This window comes from Vicinamibacterales bacterium, from assembly GCA_041659285.1.
Classification (GTDB): Bacteria; Acidobacteriota; Vicinamibacteria; order Vicinamibacterales; family UBA2999; genus 12-FULL-67-14b.
Map to the genome: position 1 here is coordinate 177,915 of JBAZYO010000010.1, position 22,009 is coordinate 199,923.

Below are 22,009 nucleotides of genomic sequence, written 5' to 3' on the forward strand. Positions count from 1 at the left end.
ATGGGGGGTCGATGACGCTCGACGTCCTGGAATCGGAGAGCATCGAGATCCTGCGTGAAGCCGTGGCCGGCGCCGAGCGACCGGTCCTGCTGTATTCCATCGGCAAGGACTCGTCGGTGCTGCTGCACCTCGCCCGCAAGGCGTTCCATCCCTCGCCACCGCCGTTTCCCTTGCTGCATGTCGACACCACGTGGAAATTCCGGGACATGTACGCGCACCGCGAACGCGTGATGCGCGAGTCCGGCATGCGCCTCCTCGTGCACCGCAATGAGGCCGGCCTGGCCGCCGGGGTGAATCCCTTTTCGCACGGCTCGGGTCCCTACACGGACGTGATGAAGACCGAGGCCCTCAGGCAGGCGCTCGATACCCACCGCTTCGACGTCATCTTTGGCGGCGCCCGCCGCGACGAGGAGGCCTCGCGCGCCAAGGAGCGCATTTGCTCGTTCCGGGCGGCGGGCCACCGGTGGGATCCGAAGGCGCAGCGCCCGGAGCTCTGGGCCATCTACAACATGCGCATCCGCCCCGGTGAGTCGATGCGCGTGTTCCCGCTGTCGAACTGGACCGAGATCGACGTCTGGCGCTACCTCGAACGCGAGGCCATTCCGGTGGTCCCCCTCTACTTCGCCGCCGAGCGGCCGGTCGTGCATCGCGGCGGGACCCTCGTGATGGTGGACGACGAGCGGTTTCCGCTCGCACCCGGCGAGCAGCCCGAACGCCGATGGGTGCGGTTCCGAACGCTGGGGTGCTACCCGTTGAGCGGCGCCGTCGAGAGCCGCGCCACCACGATCGCGGCGATCATCGCCGAGACGGTGGCCGCGGCATCCTCCGAGCGACAGGGCCGGCTGATCGACAGCGACCAACCGTCATCCATGGAGAAGAAGAAACGGGAGGGATACTTCTGAGCCTCCCCCTGCTCCGGCTGATCACGTGCGGCAGCGTCGATGACGGCAAGTCGACCCTGATCGGCCGGCTGCTGCACGAGTCGCGCGCGGTCTTCGACGACCAGACGCGGGCGCTCGAAGCCGATTCGCGCAAGTTCGGCACGCAGGGCAGCCGCGTCGACTTCGCGCTGCTGGTGGATGGACTGCAGGCCGAGCGAGAGCAAGGCATCACCATCGACGTCGCCTACCGCTTCTTTTCCACCCCCGCCCGGCGGTTCATCGTCGCCGACACGCCGGGCCACGAGCAGTACACGCGGAACATGGCCACCGGCGCCTCCACCGCCGACCTGGCGGTGATCCTGGTCGATGCGCGCAAAGGCGTGCTCACCCAGACCCGGCGCCACACCCGCATCGTCGCGCTCATGGGCATCCGGCACGTCCTGCTCGCGGTCAACAAGATGGACCTGGTGGACTATTCGCGGGAGGTCTTCGAAGCTGTCGTCGACGCCTACGCGCCGTTCGCGGCCGCGTGCGGCATCACCAGCGTCAGGCCAATCCCAATCTCCGCGCTCGAGGGCGATCACCTCGTCGCGCCGAGCGCGCGCATGCCCTGGTACGACGGGCCTACAGTGATCTCGTATCTCGAAACCATCGAGGTGACCGGTCCGCCTTCGTCCGGGCCGTTCCGGATGCCAGTGCAGTGGATCAATCGTCCCGGCCCCGATTTTCGTGGCGCGGCCGGACGGGTCTGCGCGGGAGCCGTGCATCCGGGCGACCGCGTGCGCGTGCTGCCCTCCGGCGTGGAAACCCGCGTCAAGGGCATCGTGACGTGCGGTGGCGAGCGGGCCCGGGCCGAAGCAGGCGACTCCGTCACGCTGACGCTGATCGACGAGGTGGACGTCAGCCGTGGCGACGTGATCGCGGCCGCCACGGCGGCGCCCGCGGTGGCCGATCAGTTCGAGGCCCGGCTGTTGTGGATGGGATCTCACGACCTCATTCCAGGCCGTTCGTACCTGCTCAAGGCGTACTCAAAGGAAATGCGCGCGACCGTGACCGCCATCAAGCATCGCATCGACGTCGGCAGCGATGCCCACCTGGCGGCGAAGACGCTGGCGCTGAACGAGATCGGCGTGGTCAACCTGTCGACGGCGCAGCCCCTCGTGTTTGAACCCTATTCCGTCAATCGCACGCTGGGCGCCTTCATCCTGATCGACCCGCTCACCTTCGAAACCGTAGGCGCCGGCATGATCGAGTTCGCGCTGCGCCGCGCCGCGAACGTGCACTGGCAGGCGCTCGAGGTCACGGGGCCGGCGCGGGCGGCCTTGAAGCAGCAGCAACCGTGCTGCGTGTGGTTCACGGGCCTCTCGGGCTCCGGAAAGTCGTCGATCGCCAACCGCCTCGAGCAACGCCTGTATGCGGCGGGCCGCCACACCTATCTGCTCGACGGCGACAACATCCGGCACGGACTCAATCGCGACCTGGGCTTCACCGAGGCGGACCGGGCCGAGAACATCCGGCGCGTCGCCGAGGTCGCCCACCTGATGGTGGATGCCGGGCTGATGGTGCTGGTCGCGTTCATCTCTCCATTCCGCGCCGAACGGCGAGCGGCGCGAGACCGGTTCGCAGACGGAGAGTTCGTGGAGGTGTTCGTCGACACCCCGATCGAGGAATGCGAACGCCGCGATCCCAAGGGCTTGTATGCGAAGGCCCGCAGCGGCGCCTTGCCGAACTTCACCGGCATCGACAGCCCATACGAGCGGCCGGAGTCGCCCGAGGTGCACCTGCTCACGGCCGGGCGCTCGCCCGAGGAGTGCGCCGAGCAGCTGTTCGCGCGGCTCCGGTGACGATGGACGCGCTGCAGGTGGCGGCCGGCGCCCTCACCGGATTCGTGGTCGGGATGACCGGCGTCGGCGGCGGCGCGCTCATGACCCCCATCCTGCTGCTCGGGTTTGGCACGGCGCCCCTGGTGGCCGTGGGCACCGACCTGTGGTTTGCGGCGGTCACCAAGCTCGCAGTGTCCGGACTTCACATGCGACAGCGGCTGATCGACTGGCCGGTGGTGAGGCGCCTGTGGATGGGCAGCCTGCCGGCGTCGGCGGTCACGCTCATCTGGATGGCCGGCCGGCAGGCGAACGACGGCGGCGTGGTGTTGGTGAAACTGGCAATTGCGCTGGCGGTGTGCCTGACCGCGGCCGGCCTGCTGGCGGAAGCACCGCTCCGGGCGCTCGGCCCGCGCCGAACCGCCACCGAGCCGGCCTCTTCCGGATGGACGACCACGGCCACCGTCGCCGCGGGGGCCGTCCTCGGCTTCCTGGTGACGCTCACGTCGGTGGGCGCCGGGGCCCTTGGCGTGGTCATGCTGGTGCGCCTTTATCCGCGCCTGACCCCGCAGCGGTTGGTGGCCACCGACATTGCCCACGCCATTCCGCTGGCGCTTTGTGCCGGCGCCGGGCACCTCGCGCTCAGCGGAATCGATCTGGCCCTGCTGCGCGACCTGTTGGCGGGTTCCATTCCGGCGGCGCTGGTTGGCACCGCGATCTCATCACGCCTGCCGCACGCCATCCTGAGGACGGCCCTCGGCGCGGTGCTGCTCGTGATTGGCCTGACCATGCTGGGCGGCGCCATGTGACCGCTTCAGCGCTCAGCGGTTTCGACCGTGAGCCGACAGGCAGACCGCCGCGGCATCGCCGCTGATAACATAACGCGATGCGCAAGGGTCTCGCGGCGACGGCCGTTGTGGTCGCTCTCGCTGCCGGCTGGTTCGGTTGGCAGAAGGGCTGGCTCGGCGGGTCGTCGAGCCGCGGCCCGCGGTCGGTGCTGCTGGTCAGTGTCGATACGCTGCGTGCCGACCGGCTCGGGAGCTACGGTTACCAGGCCGCCTCGACTCCCGTCCTCGACGCCCTGGCGGCCCGCGGCCTGCGGTTCGAGCAGGCCGCCACGGTAGCGCCGCTGACCCTGCCCGCCCACACCTCGCTGCTCTCAGGCACCTTTCCGACCTTTCACGGCGTGCGTGACAACGGCAGCTTCTATGTGAACGACACCATCACGACGCTCGCCGAGGTCCTTCAGTCCCGCGGCTACCGCACCGGGGGATTCGTCGGCGCCTTCGTGCTCGACCATCGGTGGGGCATCGCGCAGGGGTTCGACCACTACTTTGACGCGTTCGATTTGGCGAACTACGAAATGGCCGCCGGCCTGGATGCGGCGCAGCGGCCCGGCAGTGAAGTGGTCGATCACGCGCTCGCCTGGCTCGACGAGGATCGCGACCGCCCGTTCCTGGCGTGGGTGCACCTCTACGATCCCCACAGCCCCTACACGCCGCCGGAGCCGTATCGATCGCGGTTTCCAGCCACCATGCAGGGCGCTTACGACGCCGAGATCGCCGCCACCGACGCGCAGATTGGCCGGCTCCTCGATCGGCTGCGGGAAAGCGGGCGTCTCGATGACACGATCGTCGTGGTCGTGGCCGATCACGGCGAGTCGCTCGGCGAGCACGGCGAGCAGCAGCACGGCTTCTTCGTGTATGACGCCGCGGTGCGCATCCCGCTGATCGTCGCCGGGCCGGGCGTGCCGGCGCGCGCCGTGCCCGAACAGGTTCGCATCGTCGATGTCATGCCGACCGTCCTGGATCTCGTCGGCGCCGCGGTGCCGTCCGAGGTGCAGGGCGTCAGCCTGATGCCGCTGGGCCGGGGCGAGGAGATGGATCTCCTGGGATTCAGCGAGACGTGGTACCCGCGCTACCACTACGGCTGGAGCGAACTGACCGCGGTCCGCGATGGCCGATACAAGTTCATCGCCGCGCCGCGCCGCGAACTCTACGATACGCAGGCCGACCCCGGCGAGACGCGTGACCTGGCGGCCTCGAACCCACGCATGGCCGATGCCCTCGAACGCGCCCTCCGCGAGATGGCCACGCGAACGGCCGTCGCCGCGACGCCACAGGCACCCCGCGCGATCGACCCCGCCGCCGAGGAACGGCTGCGAGCGCTCGGCTACGTGGCCAGCACCATCAGCCGGGCGGCGCTGGTGGAACGGCCCCGTGGCGATCCCAAGGACATGATCGGCCTCTACAACCTGCTGAAGCTCGCCGGGAGTGACTCCGTCGCCGGCAGGCTGGACGAGGCCATCGCCAAGGTCCGCAGCGTGCTGGCCGCCGATCCCGAGGTGATGGAGGCTCACACGATCCTGGGCAACATCCACACCAAGGCCGGCCGGCTTCCCGACGCGATCAAGGCATACCAGCAAGCGCTGGCCGTCGACCCGGAGCACGAGGGCGCCGCGTGGAGCCTGGCGCTGGCCTACCGGCAGGCGGGGAAGCTGGACGAGGCGCGCGCTGGTTTCGAGCGCGTGTTTCAGCTCAACCCGCGTGGCGCGAAGGCGCTCTATCAACTGGCGGAACTGTCGATGCGCCAGGGCCAGTTTGCGAACGCGGCCGCGACGCTGGAGAAGGGCCTCGCACTCGACGGCGACCGCGCCGTGTTTCTCGTGAAGATCGCCGAAGCGCGCCTCGAGCTGAAACAAATCGACGCCGCGCAGGCCGCGTTGGTCGAAGCGATCAAGCTCAAGGGCGATCAGTCGATGGCCCACTACAACCTTGGCCTGGTGCACGAGGCACGCGGCGAGTGGCAGGCCGCCGCGTCGGAGTACGAGGCCGAGATCAAGGTCAGCCCCAAGCTGTACCAGCCCCATTTCAACCTGGCGAAGCTGCTCGCCCGCGACGGTCGGGCCGCCGATGCACTCACGCATTTTCGCGCGGCAGTCGACCAGAACCCTGAGTTCGGTACCGGCTTCCTGTACCTCGCCAAGGCGCTTCTGGACGCCGGCAATCTGAAGGACGCTGAGGAGGCGGCCACCCGGGGACTCGCGACGAAGCCCGATGCCGCCATGGTCCCCCTGGGTCACTACGTACTCGCCGATATCTACTCGCGCCAGGGTCGCGACGCGGATGCGGCGCGCCAGGCGGCAGCCGGCAAGCGGGCCGAAGCCAGGGGCGGGAGCCCGGGGCGCCGGTGAGTTCGACACCGGGCAACCGACTCGTCGTGGCCGTGGCGCTGCTCGCCGCAGGCGCCGCGTGTGCGCCCACGCCACCGGCGGCGCCGGCCGCGCGCACGGCCCGGCACGTGCTGGTGGTGACCATCGATACGCTTCGTGCCGACCGCGTCGGCGCGTACGGCAACACGACGGTGGCCACCCCGAATCTCGACCGTCTTGCGCGCGAAGGAGCCATGGCCCTGCACGCCTCGGCCCATGCGCCCCTTACGCGCCCATCGCACATCTCGCTCTTCACCGGGCTCTACCCGGCCGAACATGGCATTCGAGACAACGTGTCGCCTCCCCTTGGCAAGGACGTGCCCGTGCTCGCTGAAATCCTGCAACAGCGAGGGTTCCGGACCGGCGCCTTTGTGTCGTCGATCGTGCTGTCGAAGCAGTCGGGCCTCGGCCGCGGGTTTGCTCACTACTCCGACCAGTTCGAGGTCGGCGAAGACGACGCCCGGTTTCTGAACACGATCCAGAAGCGCGGCGATACGACGGTGGCCGAGGCGGTGGCCTGGCTCGGCGAGCCCGGGCCGGAGCGGCGCTTCGGGTGGGTGCACCTCTACGACCCGCACGATCCGTACGAGCCGCCGGAGCCGTACGCGTCGCGCTACGCCGATCGGCCATACGACGGCGAAGTCGCGTGGTCAGACGAGTTGGTGGGCCGGCTCGACACCGCGCTTGGTGCGGCGGGCCTGCGCGACGACACGCTGCTGATCGTCACGGCCGACCACGGCGAAGGGCTGGGCGAGCACGACGAGGCGGTGCACGGGTTCTTCGTCTACGAAACAACGCTCCGCGTTCCGTTCATCGCGCGCGGCCCCGGCATCACTGCGGGCACGAGGCTCGGCGTCGTGGCGCGATCCGTAGACGTGATGCCGACCGTGCTCGAACTGCTGGGGCTGGCCGAGGCAACGCCCGCCGTCTCGGGCCGATCGCTGGCGCGGGCGCTCGGCGGCGCGCCCGTGGACGACGAACCGGCGTTTGCCGAATCGCTGACGCCGCTCATCCATTACGGGTGGAGCGACCTTCGCGCGCTCCGTGACGGCCGCTGGAAGTACATCCTGGCCCCGCGGCCGGAGCTTTACGATCTCGATCGCGATCCGGGTGAGCGGCACAACCTCGTCGAGCAGGAGCCGGTGCGGGCGCGGGCCTACCGGGCAGGAATCGAGCAGCGCCTGCGCCAGGAGCAAACGACGCTGCGCGGCCAGGGGAACGCCACCGCCGCGGTGCCACCGGACCTGCTCGAGAAACTGGGGGCGCTCGGCTACGTCAGCAGCGGCGGGCCCTCGACCAGCCGGGCGTCTGGCGCGGACCCGAAGGACAAGATCGCGGAGTACCAGACACTCAATACGCTGATGCGCGAGGGACTGATCAACCTGCGCGAAGGCCGCTACGCCGCCAGCCTCGATCGCTTCCGGGGCCTGTTCGGCCTCGGCATCGACAGCTTCGAAGCCCACTATTACGCCGCCCGCGCCTTGACCGGGTTGAAGCGGTGGCGCGAGGCCGCCACACATTACGAGGGCGCCATCAAGAAGCTGCCCTCCTACTCGGCCGCCTATCTCGGGCTCGCCGACGCGCACCTCGCCGATGGCAAGGCCACCCTGGCCCTCGAAGCGGTCCGGCGCGGACAGAGAGCCGCACCGGACGACCCCCGGCTGATCGAACGCGAAGGCGACCTCGGACGGCAGCTGGGTGACCGGGGCCTCGCCGCCCGCTCCTACGAGCGCGTGGCGCAGATGGCGCCTCGCGATGCGCTCGTGCGGGTCAAGCTCGGCGAGCTGTATCGCGACGGAGGACGACCGGCCGACGCCGCCCGTTTGCTGCGCGAAGCCATCGCGCTCGATCCGGCGACGGCGTCGTACTGGAATTCACTCGGCATGGTCCTCGCCGGCGGCGGCGACTTGTCCGGAGGCGAAGCGGCCTTTCGTGAGGCGGCCACGCGCGAGCGCGCCAACCCGCAGTACGCCTACAATCTGGGCCTGGCCCTCGCCAGGCAGAACAAGCACGACGAAGCGGCCGCGCAGTTCAGGCGCACGCTCGAACTCGACCCACGGTTTGCCGCCGCACGGCAAAGGCTCGCAGAGCTGCGCTGAATGGCCGCCCGGGTCGTCTCGCTTGTCGTGATGGCCGCCGCGGTGGTCTGGACGTTCCTGCCTGCCACCGGGTTTGCCTTCCTGAACTGGGACGACCAGGCCGTCATTCTGCAGAACCCGTCGCTCGACTACCGCGCAGCGACCTGGGCTTTCACGACCACCTACATGGAACACTACCAGCCGCTCAGTTGGCTGGTGTGGGCCGCCATCAAGACTCGCTACGGCCTCAACGCGGTGGCGTTTCATGCGGCGAACGTGTTGGCGCATGTCACCTGCGTGGTGCTCGTCTGGGGCGTGAGCCGTCGTGCGTTCTTGCGGACCGCGCCGGACCTGCCCGGACCATGGCACGACCGGGCTGCCCTGGCCGCGGCCCTCCTCTATGGTTTGCACCCACTGAGAGTCGAGCCGGTGGCGTGGATCAGCGCGCTGCCCTACGCTCTCGCGCTCGGACTCATGCTCGCGTCGTTGCTCGCCTATATGACCGGTCCGGCTAACGCCGGACACCACATTGATGCGCGGCCATCGGCGGCGTGGTGGGTCGTGGCGTTGGTGCTCTACGCCGCATCGCTCGGTGCCAGGCCGGTTGCCCTTGGCTTTCCGATCGTGCTCCTGGCCGTCGATGCCGGTCTCCTCAAGCGAGGCCCGCGCGCGAGCGTGGCCAGGGTGTGGCCGTTCGCGGTCCTGGCCATCGCGGCGGCCGTGATCGAGAGCGTGGCGCGCGTCCCTGGGTTGAACGACACGCCGTGGCTGTACCGACTGCAATCGGCGGCATCGGCCCCGTTCGTGTACGTGTGGCACACCGTGGCCCCGATGGCGCTGACGCCGCTCGACCTGTTGCCGATCGAGCCGGTCGAAAGCCCCGGCGTGCTGCTCGCGGCGTTGCTGACGCTGGCGGCTGCATCCCTCGCCGCCTGGACCTGGCGCCATAGGTGGCCCGGTCTCTCGGCGGCGTGGGTGGCGTATCTGGCGTTGCTGGCCCCAGCTGCGGGACTGGTGCCGAGCGGGCTCCAGGTCACTGCCGATCGCTACACCTACCTGCCCGGAGTCGTCCTGGCGATCGTGATAGCAGGAGCCGGCGCGCGGTGGGCCGCACGACGGCAGGGCCGTGCCCGGCTGGTGACCGCCGCCTTCGTGGTGTTGGCCGTGGCCTCATCACTGGCGTCGCGGCAGGTCCTGACATGGTGGTCCGACTCGGTGTCGCTCTGGACTCGCGTCGTGTCGCTGGAACCGGCCCACGATGTCGGGTTGTACAACCTCGGCGTGGCGCTTGCCGCCGAGGGGCGCAACGAGGAGGCGGCGGCCCGGTATCGGCAGGTCCTCACGCTGCGGCCGGACCACGCCGGCGCCAGGGCGAATCTCGACCGCCTTGATGCCGGGCGTCTCGAACGCCAGGGCAACGACCTGGCGACCAGGGGCGACTTGACCGGAGCGGCCGAGCGCTACCGGCAGGCCGTCGCCCTCGACCCTCAGCGAACCCATTCGCAGGCGAGCCTGGGCATGGCACTCGCCAGCCTTGGCCGCCTCGGCGAGGCGTTGCCGGTCCTGCGAGAAGCAATACGCCTGGGCGTTGACGACCCGGCGGTCCCGAGCGCGCTCGGCGTGCTGCTACTCCAGTCGGGGCAGACGCGCGAGGCGCGGTCGGTGTTTGAAACGGCGTTGGCGAAGCACCAGAACGACGTCGGCCTTGCGCACAACCTGGCGCGCCTGTTGGCGACTGGCCGTGTCATCGAGCCTCGAGATGCGATGCTGGCGCTGCGACTGGCCGGCGCGGTCGTCGAGGCCACCGGCAACCGCGATCCTCGCGCAATCGAAACGTTGGCGGCGGCGCTGGCGGCCAACAATCGGCTGGCTGAGGCGGTCACGGTCAACGCCAGGGCAGCCACGCTGGCCGCGGCCCAAGGCGATCAGGATTTGGCCGTACAGATCACTGCCCGGGGCCGCGCGTATCGCAACCCCGGGCAGTAAGTGTCCGGCTTGAGGCTCGCAAGCCCCAAGTCCCAGGCCTGTTAGAACCGGAACTTGCCGCCGACCATCAACCGGCGCGGCAGGATGAATCGCGACGGCACGTTGTAGTTCGCGTTGCCGAGGCGCCGGTCGAGCACGCTCTCGTTCGCATCGCTGTTGGTCAGGTTCAGAAAGTCGCCAAACACCGCCAACTCCGCGCCGCGGCCGAGGTTAAATGACTTCTCGACGCGGGCATCGATCGTCTGCCATTGCTTGGTGCGGAGCTCGCCGTCGCTCTTCGTGGCAATGATGCGGCTTGCCCCGGGAATGCCCGTGGCGCTGGTGGCCGCGCGAATCTCCGAGTAGATCGGCTTGCCGCTCTGGCTCATGAAGTTGACGGACGACATGATCCCCCACGGCATCTGGTACAGGAACTGCGTCTTCAGGACCACCGGCCGGTCGCCAATGAGACGACCATCGCTGTTGATGAAGTCGTTCGGGTTCTGCCCGAAAATGCTGGCAATGCTGTTCTGGTTCGACAGCGGCGTGGAACGCGCCGAACTCGAGCCCTGGCGCCCGGTGGACTTCGAGAGCGTCAGGCCAAAGTTGGCCTGCCAGCGGCTCGACATGCGCTTCTTGATTTCAAACGCTACGCCGTTGTAGCGCGAGAACATGCGGTCGTCGTTCCTGAGCTGGAAGCGCCGCGAATCGGCGCCGCTCGTCAACCGGTAGACCTGAGGCACGCTGGCGCCCGCCGGAGCCGTGTAAGCGACCAGACTATAGGTGCCGCCGATGTCGGGGAACGCCGTTTGGCGCTCGCTGCGCTTGTGCACGAAGCTCACCGAGAACCCGAGGTTCTGCCCCACCTGCTGCTCCCAGGCAGCGATGAACTGGTCGGTGTAGGGGTTCTTCAAGTCGGGGTCGACGGAGAGCCTGGAGTTGTCGGACACCAGTTCCTTGTCGAGCGGGACTCCGGCCGCACTGTAAAGACCGGAGAACAAGTATCTCGCAGAGATCGACGGCGTGGTGTTGTCGAACTCCCCGGTCACGATGCCCCGGTAGTAGCGCCCGTAGTGTGCCTTGAGCAGCGTCGAGCCGCTCTCGTTCGCCTTGAAGTTGATGCCGATGCGTGGCGACACGACGCGCCATCGGAAAACCTCGTCGACCGCCCGGGACTGGGCCCCGGTGGGCTTACCGCTCGCGTCAAGGAGGTCCTGCGCGGCGATGTAGGCCTTGCTGTCGTCGTAGCGGATGCCCAGGTTCAGCGTGGCCCTTCCGACTTGGTAGGTATCGTCGGCGAAGATGCCCATCGACCGCAGGCGGCCGCCTTGGGTGTACGGCAACTGCGTGTAGCCATACGCGGGCGTCGAGCCGTAGGTGTAGATGTAGTCGTTGAGGCCGTAGGTGTACTCGCCGAGGCCGCCGTTATACTGCACCCCCAGCTTGAAGTCGTGGCTGCCGCCCATGAACGCATCAGCGTATTTCGTGACCTTGGCCGAGAACGCGGTCTTGGCACTCTTCCCGTCGTACCACGAGTAGATGCCGCCGGTGATCTGGCCGGTGTCGAGGTCGTTGTAGCGACGCGCGACGCGCGAACCGCCGTTGAGCGGGTCGCCATGATCGACGCCGTAGAAGCCCGAGTAGCGCGCCTCCAACACGGTGGTCGGGTTGATCACCGAGGTCCACAGCAAGCCGGGCGATGGGTTGTGCCCGTTTTCCACAGAAAGTGTGCTGGGCGCGGTGTTGGCGGAGGCGCGCGCCGGGATGCGGTAGAAGTCGTCGTGCGTCTGGAACTGCAGACGGTGGCTCTGGTTGAACTGGTAGTTCACCTTGTAGAAGTAGCGCTTGGCCGACGACCGCGCGGGGAACGCCGGATCGGTGCCGGGCTGCGAATCGGCGTCCTTCTGGTATTGGAACGAGCCGAAGAACCAGAACTTGTCCTTCATGACCGGGCCGCCCAGCTGCACGGTGGTGTCCTTGAACTCATCGCGGTTATAGGGCAGCTTGTTGTCTTGCTTGTCGGTCGTGTTGCGGCCCGTCAGGCTCTGGTTCTGGAAGTAGAAATTGGCGTCGCCGTGGAACGTATTGCTGCCTTGGCGCGTCACGACATTGAAGACCGCGCCGCCCAGGTTGCCGTAATCGGCGGGCGCGCCGAGTGAGAGCACCTGCACTTCTTCGATGGCGTCGGTGTTGGGCCACGGCCAGGCCGCGCCGGTCAGCGGCGCCGTGAAGTCGGTGCCGTCGATCAGATAGACGTTTTCGTTGGTCGCCGATCCGAATGACTGCGACCGGGAACTGGTGGACGTCGACGGGCTGACCCCTGGCGCGGCGTTGATGAGGTCGAAGAACGTGAACCGGCGCACGGGGGCGTTCTCGACCCACTCGCGCGAGTAGTTGGTCGCCACCTGCGAGCTGGTTGAATCGACGACCGGCGCCTGGGCGACCACGGTGATGGTCTCTGACTGCGTACTTAGCTTGAGCTGCACGTCAATCTCGGCCGAGCCGCCAAGGGACACCTGAATGCCGGTCTGGGTGCTGGTCGTAAAGCCAGCGAGCTCCACCGTGAGGTCGTAGGCACCCGGCGGCAGGTTCGGGAATCGATACAGACCGACTTCATTGGTGACTGTCGTCGGCGCGCCAGGCACGGCACGCCCTCGCAGCGTGACCGTGACACCGGGCAACACGGCGCCGGACGCGTCGGTTACAACGCCACGAATGACGCCGGTGGTGGTCTGAGCCCACCCCGACGCCGGACTGGCCAATAGCATGACAATCGCAAAGACCCAGGCCATACAACGCCGCATCTCAACCTCCCAACCCGCTACCACCGACTCGCCGCCGCCGCGTCATCGACGCCCCGGCGATTACAAGGTTTTACAAACCGAGCGGATTATCTGGCCGTCGTCACTGTTATGTCAACGGCGTTATGGTCTCGTCGGTCATTCGTCCCGCATCCGGTCATCGAAACTTGCGTGCGCCCGGCGTTGACACGCCGGACGACGGGGACTAACGTCCCGAGTCGCATGCGATCACCACTTGTCCCAGTTCTGGCATTGCTATTGCTCGGCGCCGCCCCGCTGCCACCCCAGGCGCCGCCAGATGCGCCGCCCGAGGTCCGGGTCGAGAAGAACCTGCCCGCCCGCATGCGCGACGGGGTGATTCTTCGTGCCGATGTCTACCGACCGGCGGCTCCCGGCCGGCTCCCGGCCCTGCTGCAGCGCACGCCCTACTCCAAGAACGACCGCAACGCGGCCCGGCGATTCAGCGCGATGGCGGCGCACGGGTTCGTCGTGGTCGTGCAGGATACCCGCGGGCGATACACCTCCGACGGCGTCGCGAAGCCTCATGACGAAGCGGATGATGGCTACGACACGGTGCAATGGGCGGCGTCCCTGCCATGGGTGGACGGCCGCGTTGGCATGTTCGGCGGCAGTTACCTGGCGACCACCCAGCTCGAGGCCGCCACCCGTCAGCCCCCCGCCCTCGTGGCCCTGTTTCCCGCCTCGTCTTACAGCCGCCGCCATGACATGGTGTTCCAGGGCGGTGCGTTCTACCTCAGTGACGGGCTCGGGTGGAATCTGGGCCAGGCGATGGACGTCCGCCGCCGGGTGCTGACGCCGGACATGGATCGGGACGGTCCCATCGGCCTGGAACCCCGGCACACGGCCCTGCTCCAGTCGTCGTGGCTGTGGCACCTGCCGCTCATGACGTTCAACGAGCTCGACCTGAATCGCTTTGCGCCCGGCTACCGGCAGCTGCTCTCGCACCCCGACGCCGACGCGTTCTGGGCTCCAGCCGACATTGAATCCCGTCACGACCGTTTCCTTGTTCCGGCCTTCCACCTGACCGGCTGGTACGACACCTTGCTCACCGGCACGCTGCGCAACTTCGCGGGCCTGCGTGCGCACGCGGCCACCGACACCGCGCGCCGCTACCAGCGCCTCGTGGTCGGCCCCTGGACCCACGCGCGACCGAGCAAGGACACCACGGCGATCGGGAATGTCGACTTCGGCCCGGACGCCGGTTTCAGCGCGGACGAAGCCATGCTGGGCTGGTTCGACTACTGGCTCCGTGGCGGGGCCAATGTGGAGTCCGGCTTTAGCCGGACCAGCCCCGTAGAGCAGGCGCCGGTGCGCCTGTTCGTCATGGGCTTGAACCAGTGGCGGGACGAGCAGGAATGGCCCCTCGCGCGCGCTCGCACCACGGAGTACTTTCTCCGCGGCGGAGGCCATGCGGCCACGCTGTTGGGGGACGGGCGCCTGGACCTCGCGGCCCCGGGTCGAGAGCCATCGGACCAATACACCTATGACCCGAAGGACCCGGTGCCGACGGGCGCAAGCGGCGGCTACTCGCGTTCACCAATCGATCGGCGGGCGATGGAGCAGCGCCCAGACGTGCTCGTCTACACCAGCTCGCCGCTGACCGCCGACCTTGAAGTGACCGGCCCCCTCGCACTCACGCTGTGGATTGCGTCGAGCGCGCGCGACACCGACTTCACCGGCACGTTGGTGGATGTGTTTCCCGACGGCACCGCCCGGGCCCTCGCCGACGGCATTCTGCGCGCGCGATACCGGGCCGGCAAGACGGCGCCGGCGCTCTTGACGCCCGGCGAGCCCACCGAGATCACGATCGACCTCGGTGCCACGTCAAACCTGTTTCGCACCGGACACCGGATTCGCCTCGAGGTGTCGAGCAGCAATTTCCCGCGCTTCGACCGCAATCCCAATACCGGCGGCGTCTTCGGGCAGGACGGCACGGTGCTCCGCGCCACGCAGACGATTCTCCACGACCAGTCGCACCCGTCGCGCCTGCTCTTGCCCCTCGTGCCGCGGCCGTCGACCGCGGCCTCACCCGGCCAGTCAACCGCCGCCGGGACGCCGGCAGTCCCGCTCGGTTCATCGCCCGCGAGGGCGGCCGCCGCGCGGGCGCTGGAACAGCGCTTTCTGAGCGGTGTTTCGACCGAGTCCATCAGCGCGATACACCGGCAGGTCACCGAACACCCGCACATCGCCGGATCGGCGCGCTCGATGGAGGTGGCCGATCGGGTGCGACGCGCGCTCGACACGGCGGGCTTGCAGACCGAGGTGCGCGAGTACGTCGTGCACCTGTCCACGCCGAAGTCGGTGAAGGTGGACATCGTCTGGCCGAGCGCCGAATCGCTGACCGTCCGCGAGCCCGTCGATCCCCGCGATCCCGACGGCGCGCATCCCGAACTGGGTCCGGCGTTTGTCGCCTACTCCGCGTCGGGCACGGTCAGCGCACCGGTCGTCTACGTGAACTACGGCCTGCCGCCCGACTACGCCCGCCTGGCCGCGGCCGGCGTCGACGTGCGCGGCAAGATCGTGATCGCGCGCTACGCGCGCAGCCACCGCGCCGTGAAGGTGCACACCGCGGAGCACGCCGGCGCGGCCGGCATCATCATCTATTCCGATCCGGCGGATGACGGCTATGCGCGCGGCCTGGAATGGCCCGACGGCCCCTGGCGCGCTGATTTCCAGTCGCAGAGCGGCAATGCCAAGTACAGCTGGTTCTGGCACGGCGATCCGCTGACGCCCGGCGTCGGCGCCACGCGCGGCGCCCCGGCCCTCGATCCGGCCACGGCGCCCACCCTGCCCAGGATCCCCGCGGTCGTGCTCGCGTGGAAAGAGGCATCGAAGATCCTGTCGAGGCTGGCCGGACCACCGGTGCCTGCCGGATTCCAGGGCGGGCTGCCGTTCGCCTATCGGCTGGGCCCGGGCCCGGTGACGGTGCGGCTCGATGTGCAGATGGAGGCGAGCCGGCGGCCCATTCGCAACGTGATCGGGAAGATCACCGGCCGCGACCCCGACCGCTGGATCGTGCTCGGCACCCACCACGATGCGTGGAGTTTCGGCGGGATGGATCCCGGCACGGGGTTGGGACCGACATTCGAGGTGGCGCGCGGGCTCGCCGCCCTCGCGCGATCGGGCTGGACGCCGGAGCGTTCCATTGTCTTTGCCTTCTGGGATGCGGAAGAGTTCGGGCTGATCGGATCGACCGAGTACGCCGAGGCGATGCAGGCGGAGTTGCGCGAGAAGGCGATCGTCTACATCAATACCGACCTGTCGATGCGCGGCCGCTTCGACGGCGGCGGCACGCCCTCGCTCCGCGACTTCCTCGTGCAGGTGACGCGCGAGGTGCCGCACTACGATGGCGGCGGCTCGGTCTACGACCGCTGGCGGGCCGACGAATGGCAGCGACAGCCGGTGGAGCGTCGCCGTCGCGGACCCGACGGCTACGAAGTGGAGCTGGCGGCGCTCGGCAGCGGCGCGGACTTCGTGGCGTTCCAGGACTTCCTGGGACTTCCCACCTTGCAGATGGAGTTCGACTTCGAGGGGAGCTACGGCCCCTATCACTCCAACTACGACACGCGGCAGTACGTGGAGCGCCACACCGACCCCGGCTTCAAGGTCGGCCAGACCCTGGCGCGCGTGCTCGGCCTGACCGTGATGCGCCTGGCGTCGACGGAACTGCTCCCGTTCCGCTATTCGCACTACGCGCGAAAGATGGAAGAGTTCATCGACAACGCCGCCGGATGGGCGGTCGATGACATGGGGAGGCGCCGGGTCGCCATCGACATGGCCACGGCACGAGGCCTGGCCACGCGGGCCGTCACCGCGGCCTCGGCGATTGAAGCGCGGCTGGATCGGCGCGGCGCCGCGGGTGGCGTCGATCCGGCGCGCGCGCGGCAAATCAACGACGCCCTCGTTCGCCTGGAGCAGCAGTTGCTGGATGAGTCGGCGCCGCCGGACACCCGCTGGTACCGTCACGTGATTTACGGGTGGAACATCTACTCGCTGTATGAGGGCCAGCCGCTCCCGGGACTGGCCGAGGCGATTCGCATCGGCGACGCCGCGGCGGTCGCCCGCGAGACGGCTCGCCTGGAACAGGCTCTCACGCGTTTCGTCACCACCCTCGAGGAGATCGCCCGCCTTGCCGACGCGCTGGACGCCCGCTGACGTTGCTGGGGCGCGGCCCGTACCACGGCATCGAGTTCATGGAATGGCTCGCTCATGATCTCACTCCCGGATAGGCCGTCACGAATCGACGGAAGTCTTCGCCGTGGCGCACGATCCGTACGACCACGATAGCGGCGCCCCGCCCTGAAGGCCCTGGTATCGTACCCAGCACAACATGCTTCTGTCCAAATCGCGTGGCGCCGCTGACTTGTGTCTCCTGTTGGGCGAAGCGGTGGAGTTCGTCTCGCAGGGTTACCCAAGTCCGATGATCGAACCCGAGTTGGACGAAATCAGTTCGTACTGCCTTGCGGCATAGCGGCCAGGCTTCAGCCGCGGCGGCTCATCGTCACGCAGGTCGCCGTGGGCTGCAAGATACCGTGTTAGCCCGTGTGATTCTCCTGCGTCTTGAGAGCCAGAGCATAGCAAATGGCATCGTGCTGAACGCCTGGAGCCCAATTGGGAAACGCCACCTGCTGCGTCGCCGTGTCGTCTCGGACGAACCCGCACTTCTCGAGAACGCGTCGCGATGGGCGATGGTCCGGATGGCAGAGCGCCTGCAATCGCTTGACGCCTATCCGAGCAGCAACATCGAACAGCGGTGAGTGCCTCTGTCGCGTAGCCCATGCCCCATTCATCCTTGGCCAGAACATACCCGGTGACGGCCTCGCGCGGCGCGCAAAAGCCGAAACCGGTGCCGCCGATCAACCTCCCGTCCGAGCGCGAAGTGATCAAGTACGGCCCTGCGGGCCAGTGCTCCCATTCCGCTGCGCTGAACTGCAGGAAGGCCTCCGTGTCTCGAATCGTGCGATGCCGCGGCCAACCCAGGAATTGCGTGACTTCAGGATCGCTCGCATAGCGCTCGAAGATCGTGACCGCATCGCTCAAGTGAGGTTGCCGCAGAATCAACCTCGTCGTCTCAATCTGTTCCGGGGCCTTCATCGTTCGTCGTCGTTTCGGTGTGTGGGTTCAGCGGGCTAACGCCAGCGATGAGCCGCGGCGCGCTCGTTCCGTCGATCTTTCACACGATGACAGCGCGCCGGCGGCTCCATTGCGTGGCTAGCTGGCTGGCGTGAAACCGCAGACCGATCTCGATTGCACGCGCAAGAGCGGCCAGAGCGGCAGAACCCACGTCCAAATGAGTCAGTCATCCGCCGCCGACAAGCACGTCGCGGAGCTCTGCTAGGAGGCCAGCAGCAGCAGCGGCCCACGTCTTCTGATTACCTAGGAGTGTTCGCACTTCGGCTGCTCGTCGAAAAGCTGCCTCGCGATCTCGCAGCATCGCCTCGACAGTGCGACCCCACTGTTCTCCATCCTGAGCGTCGTCACCCGACATCGGAACTACGAGACGCGTGGCCTGCTCCGGTTCGAGGGCTTCGCGGAGCAGCGCACCGAGCCCGCTCTCAGAACTCACCAGCACGGGGGTCCCAGCGGCGATTGCTTCCAGTCCCACGAGCCCGAAGCCCTCCGAACGCGACGGCATGACGAGCACGCTCGCCCGCCGGAGGTCAGCGTCGAGGCGCTCGATGTCCGTTGTGTACGGACGAACGACGATATGCAGAGCGGGCACTCCGGACCATTCACGCAGGTTGCGTCGAAGCTCGTCCGAGGTGTCAGGCTGTGCACCTCGAACCACGAGCTCAAGGGGAGCCACAGTACCGCGATCGACTGCCAGCCCAACCGCGCGGGCTGCGATATCGAGGCCTTTCAAGTGATCATCTTCTAGCCGCCCTAGGAGCAGGATCATCCACGGCTCGCCCGGCGGAGGTGTACGTGCCTCGGCATTCGGCGCGTCGAAACCAGGGTCCAGTCGCAGGGGCGGCGGAATATTGTAGGCGGAGAAATCTCGCAGACACCGGTTGTGAAGGCGAGGGCCGACCGCGACGACGCGGGCGGCGCTACGGCCGAGATCAAGTTCGACCTGCTGCCGCTCTTCGGCGCGGGCTGCGGCATCGTCGTGCCGGTCGAGCTTGAACCACTCGATCTCGTCTGGTGCCATGTGAACGAAGTGGAGCCGCTTCGCTGCCGGAAACTGGTCCTCGGCCAGGACTTTGGCCGCCGGACCCGTCACGCGACCGTGTCCGATGATGAACTTCGGCGTGAATCCGCCCGGTAGCACCGGCCTGCGCGAGAGCGCCTCGTGATCGGACCGTCCTGGCGTACGAACTGCGCCGACCAGCGTGACGCCGTCGACGTTCCGCGTTACTCCGGAGGGCGCGTCAAGTACGACGCAGACAACCCGCGCGCCGGCGGAGGCCAGCGCGCGGCAGAGCTGTCGGTTGAACGTGCTGAGGCCGCCGTGACCCGAGTCCCATTCGGTCGCGACGGCGAGAACTTGGAGCCCGTCGCCATGACTCGTGGCGTGCTGATGCGGTTGGCCCTGATGCTGCGGCAGAACGGGAGGGCCATACTGCGGTCGCCACACGTTGCCTTCGAGCCCGGTAATCGATCGGGGCAACATCGGAAACGCGAGCGCTGGATTCGGCTCACCCACCGTGGCGACGCGGTGATCCCACTCACGCAGCAGGGCGGCACGGATACCAGCTTCCGAGGTGGGGCCGCTAGCAGCAAGGTAGGTGCCGAGGAACTTCGACGCACGCGGCAAATCACGCAGCTGCAACGCCACGAACCCAGCAAGCCACACGTTGCCGTCTCGGGAATCGTACTTCCAAGGAATCGGGAAACGGTTCAGTGCCAGTTGCGCATTATCTGGTTCTCCTGAACCCAGCCAACACAGAGCTTCGTGGAGCGCGAGGTGCAGATAGGTTGGATGAAGATCGCGGGACTTCTGCGCTGCTTCAGCCGCTCGTCTCCAATCCGCTTGATGTTCAAAGATCAACACCTGAGCCAGCGCTAGTGTAGGTGCGAGCGTGTTGGAAGGACTGATCTGTTGATTGTTGTTTGCCCAATCACACACGCGCCGAAGGAGATCAATAGATGAATCTGCTGCGGCAAATTGCAGCGCCTCCTCAATGAGCCGCTGAACGTAGACGTGACCAGTCCTTGCAGCGCCATCCAGGAGTGCCTGAACGGCATCTTCGGCTCTACCGAGCTGGACCAACACCGCGCCTAAGAGCTGATAGATAGAATAGAGCCCCCTTGATGGCTCGACTCTCTGAGCTGCAGTTGTCGCCGCTGCCAACGCGGCATCGAGGCCCTCCACCTCGCGAACGATCTTGATCCACAATACCCATGGCTGGGAATGGTCTTGGTGTGCGGTCCCGCTCTGCGCGTGCGGCAACGCCTTTTCCACGTCTCCAGGCGCGCCGCGAGCCTTGAGCAGTTTCGAGTATGTGTACTCGACAGCGGCGGGTCCCGGCTCTTCAAGATATGTCTCCAACAACGAGATCTGCGCGTCGCGCTCGGCACCATCAGCCGGGCGCCTGGACCCCCACCCGTATTTTCGATCGACATAGCTCTTCACCGCGCGCGTTACTTCGCGGAGCTCGTCCGTCGCCCGCGCTTCTACCAGGTGATAGCGTGCTCCGGCGAGACGAAGCGCGAGTTGCGCGTCGTCGAGTATGTGCCGATCGGTCGCGCGAAGGGGACGAGCGTACCAAGTTCCAGCGCGCCGATGGGCGTCTCGCCACGCGGCTCCATCGCCGCGCAGCCGAGGGCCTTCGACTTCCCTGACTATGGGGTGGAGGTGATAACGGTTCGCGTGGACATTCAAGAGGTACCGCTCACGAAGCTCACGCGCGAGTGCGCGCACGTCACCAAGAGCGACTCCGATCGCCTCTACAACGTCCCATTGCTCCGGGTCGCGCAGCACGCAAAGATCACGTTGGAGCAAGGCTGCTCTGGCAGAGAGACCTTCCGTCGCCTTCGCCAGCAAGTCGCGTTCGATCCCCTCGGTTAGCCGAGGTTCGACCGGCGCTTCAGGTAAATCGCCCGGTGGGCCGAGCAGCTCCCCGAGAGCGTAGTGGCGGAGCAGGTGCCCCAACAGCCGGAGCAGGCGCGGGTTTGCGCCCAATCGCCGAACTACCTCCACCCTGCGATCCATAGGAAACCGCTCTTCCGCGTCGGCCGTCGCGAGCGCGTCGAGCACGATCCGTTCCTGATCCTCCAGCTCCGGCGGTGCTTCGAGCTGTGTGGTGTAGAACGACTCGGTCCACCCCGGATCCACATCTCGACCTGATACGAGCCACAGGCAGCCGCCATCTGCGGCGCGCTGCGCGATCCTGCGGATCTTTTCCCCCAAAGGCTCGATTGGTTTTCCGCTGGCTGGTTCGAGTACCCGCTGGAACTCATCGACGACGACCAGTGCGCCCTGACGCAGAAGTGATCTGAGTGCTGACGCGAAGCTGGGCTCGGCCTTTATCGACTCCGCCAGCTCGCCGTCGCCGCTCGCTCGCAGTTCCTCCACGAGGCGACCCGTAAGTTCCGCTTCTAGGTCTGTCGGGTGAAGCGGCACATCAATGAGAACGGCCGGCGCACCCTGCCCCTTAGCGCGAGCGACCAGCGGACGGACCACCTGTTCCGTCTTGCCCAGCCCGGAAAACCCCGTCAGCAGCGCTGCACTCCGGTGGTCTTGCTGCCAAGCAGCCCAGAGGCCGGCCGCCACTTGCTGGCGGCGTGCCCCGGCGAGTCCTGGAATGGCGTCCGCGTTACTCATGATGAGGATTTCATCGACCACCGCCTACTCGGCGACCGGTTCTGCATTGGTCCAGTACTTAGTATGAGGGACACGAAGTGTGTGTCGGTTGTCCTCGATCGCCAGCTAACTTTATATGGGTGTCTGGCGCCAATTGCTCGTCCGACGCCCGTTGAGCTGATCCTGCCACTTCGGAGCCACACTCCACCCCCGCGCATCATGGCGGCAATTCGATTCGTCGGCAAGTCCATCTGCGGCTGTGTTTTACTTGGCTTTGGTGGCATCCGCAGCAGGGAATCTGGCGCCGGCGTCAATTGCCTGGAAATTCGTGATTAGGCGGACGGTGCCATTCCGACACCATCACATCAACATGGTTCACATACCAGCCCGGCGTAGAATCGGTCAGCCTACGCGCGCTGGTCAAAGCCCTTGAAAGGATCGCCCACCTTGCCGATACGCTCGACGCCTGCTGACTCCACCCGACTC

General features: G+C 67.3%; 10 protein-coding genes. 8 read left to right on the forward strand and 2 right to left on the reverse strand.

What is annotated here, in order from left to right; all coding sequences use genetic code 11:
• Positions 1-11 precede the first annotated feature (11 nt).
• The 6 genes from cysD to WC815_16975 all read left to right on the forward strand — a co-directional run bounded on the left by cysD (position 12) and on the right by WC815_16975 (position 9,976).
• Positions 12-902: a sulfate adenylyltransferase subunit CysD gene (gene cysD, locus WC815_16950; protein ID MFA5910474.1), complete on the forward strand. Its 891-nt coding sequence runs from the start codon at positions 12-14 to the stop codon at positions 900-902.
• 20 nt (positions 903-922) lie between these two features.
• Positions 923-2,725: a sulfate adenylyltransferase subunit CysN gene (cysN, locus tag WC815_16955; protein MFA5910475.1), complete on the forward strand. Its 1,803-nt coding sequence runs from the start codon at positions 923-925 to the stop codon at positions 2,723-2,725.
• Complete coding sequence (locus WC815_16960) at positions 2,692-3,510, forward strand: sulfite exporter TauE/SafE family protein (GenBank protein ID MFA5910476.1); 819 nt, start codon at positions 2,692-2,694, stop codon at positions 3,508-3,510. Before cysN ends, WC815_16960 begins: the two co-directional genes overlap by 34 nt.
• Positions 3,511-3,587: 77 nt before the next feature.
• A complete protein-coding gene (locus WC815_16965) occupies positions 3,588-5,894 on the forward strand; it encodes a sulfatase-like hydrolase/transferase (protein ID MFA5910477.1) in 2,307 nt (768 codons plus the stop codon).
• Positions 5,891-8,011: a sulfatase-like hydrolase/transferase gene (locus tag WC815_16970; GenBank protein ID MFA5910478.1), complete on the forward strand. Its 2,121-nt coding sequence runs from the start codon at positions 5,891-5,893 to the stop codon at positions 8,009-8,011. Before WC815_16965 ends, WC815_16970 begins: the two co-directional genes overlap by 4 nt.
• On the forward strand, positions 8,012-9,976 hold the full coding sequence (locus WC815_16975; GenBank protein ID MFA5910479.1) for a tetratricopeptide repeat protein: 1,965 nt from the start codon (positions 8,012-8,014) through the stop codon (positions 9,974-9,976). It abuts the gene before it with no gap.
• Between the two features lie 41 nt (positions 9,977-10,017).
• On the opposite strand, the gene WC815_16980 is transcribed toward WC815_16975, so the two are convergent.
• Positions 10,018-12,747, reverse strand: a complete 2,730-nt coding sequence (locus WC815_16980) for a TonB-dependent receptor (GenBank protein ID MFA5910480.1) — start codon at positions 12,745-12,747, stop codon at positions 10,018-10,020.
• A 231-nt stretch (positions 12,748-12,978) separates the two neighbouring features.
• Here WC815_16980 and WC815_16985 point away from each other — a divergent pair, with 231 nt between their 5' ends.
• Entirely contained in the window at positions 12,979-16,932 is a 3,954-nt protein-coding gene (locus WC815_16985) for a CocE/NonD family hydrolase (GenBank protein MFA5910481.1), read from the forward strand.
• A 389-nt stretch (positions 16,933-17,321) separates the two neighbouring features.
• A complete protein-coding gene (locus WC815_16990; protein ID MFA5910482.1) occupies positions 17,322-17,534 on the forward strand; it encodes a hypothetical protein in 213 nt (70 codons plus the stop codon).
• Between the two features lie 542 nt (positions 17,535-18,076).
• Here WC815_16990 and WC815_16995 read toward each other — a convergent pair.
• The gene (locus WC815_16995; GenBank protein ID MFA5910483.1) at positions 18,077-21,565 is read right to left on the reverse strand and encodes a glycosyltransferase; all 3,489 of its coding nucleotides are present in this window, start codon (positions 21,563-21,565) and stop codon (positions 18,077-18,079) included.
• Positions 21,566-22,009 lie beyond the last annotated feature (444 nt).

What these genes read in the sequence shown, in the direction of transcription:
- WC815_16965 (MFA5910477.1), top strand. Translation starts at nt 3,588, where the DNA reads ATGCGCAAGGGTCTCGCGGCGACGGCCGTTGTGGTCGCTCTCGCTGCC.
- WC815_16980 (MFA5910480.1), bottom strand. Translation starts at nt 12,747, where the DNA reads ATGGCCTGGGTCTTTGCGATTGTCATGCTATTGGCCAGTCCGGCGTCG.
- WC815_16985 (MFA5910481.1), top strand. Translation starts at nt 12,979, where the DNA reads ATGCGATCACCACTTGTCCCAGTTCTGGCATTGCTATTGCTCGGCGCC.
- WC815_16975 (MFA5910479.1), top strand. Translation starts at nt 8,012, where the DNA reads ATGGCCGCCCGGGTCGTCTCGCTTGTCGTGATGGCCGCCGCGGTGGTC.
- cysD (MFA5910474.1), top strand. Translation starts at nt 12, where the DNA reads ATGACGCTCGACGTCCTGGAATCGGAGAGCATCGAGATCCTGCGTGAA.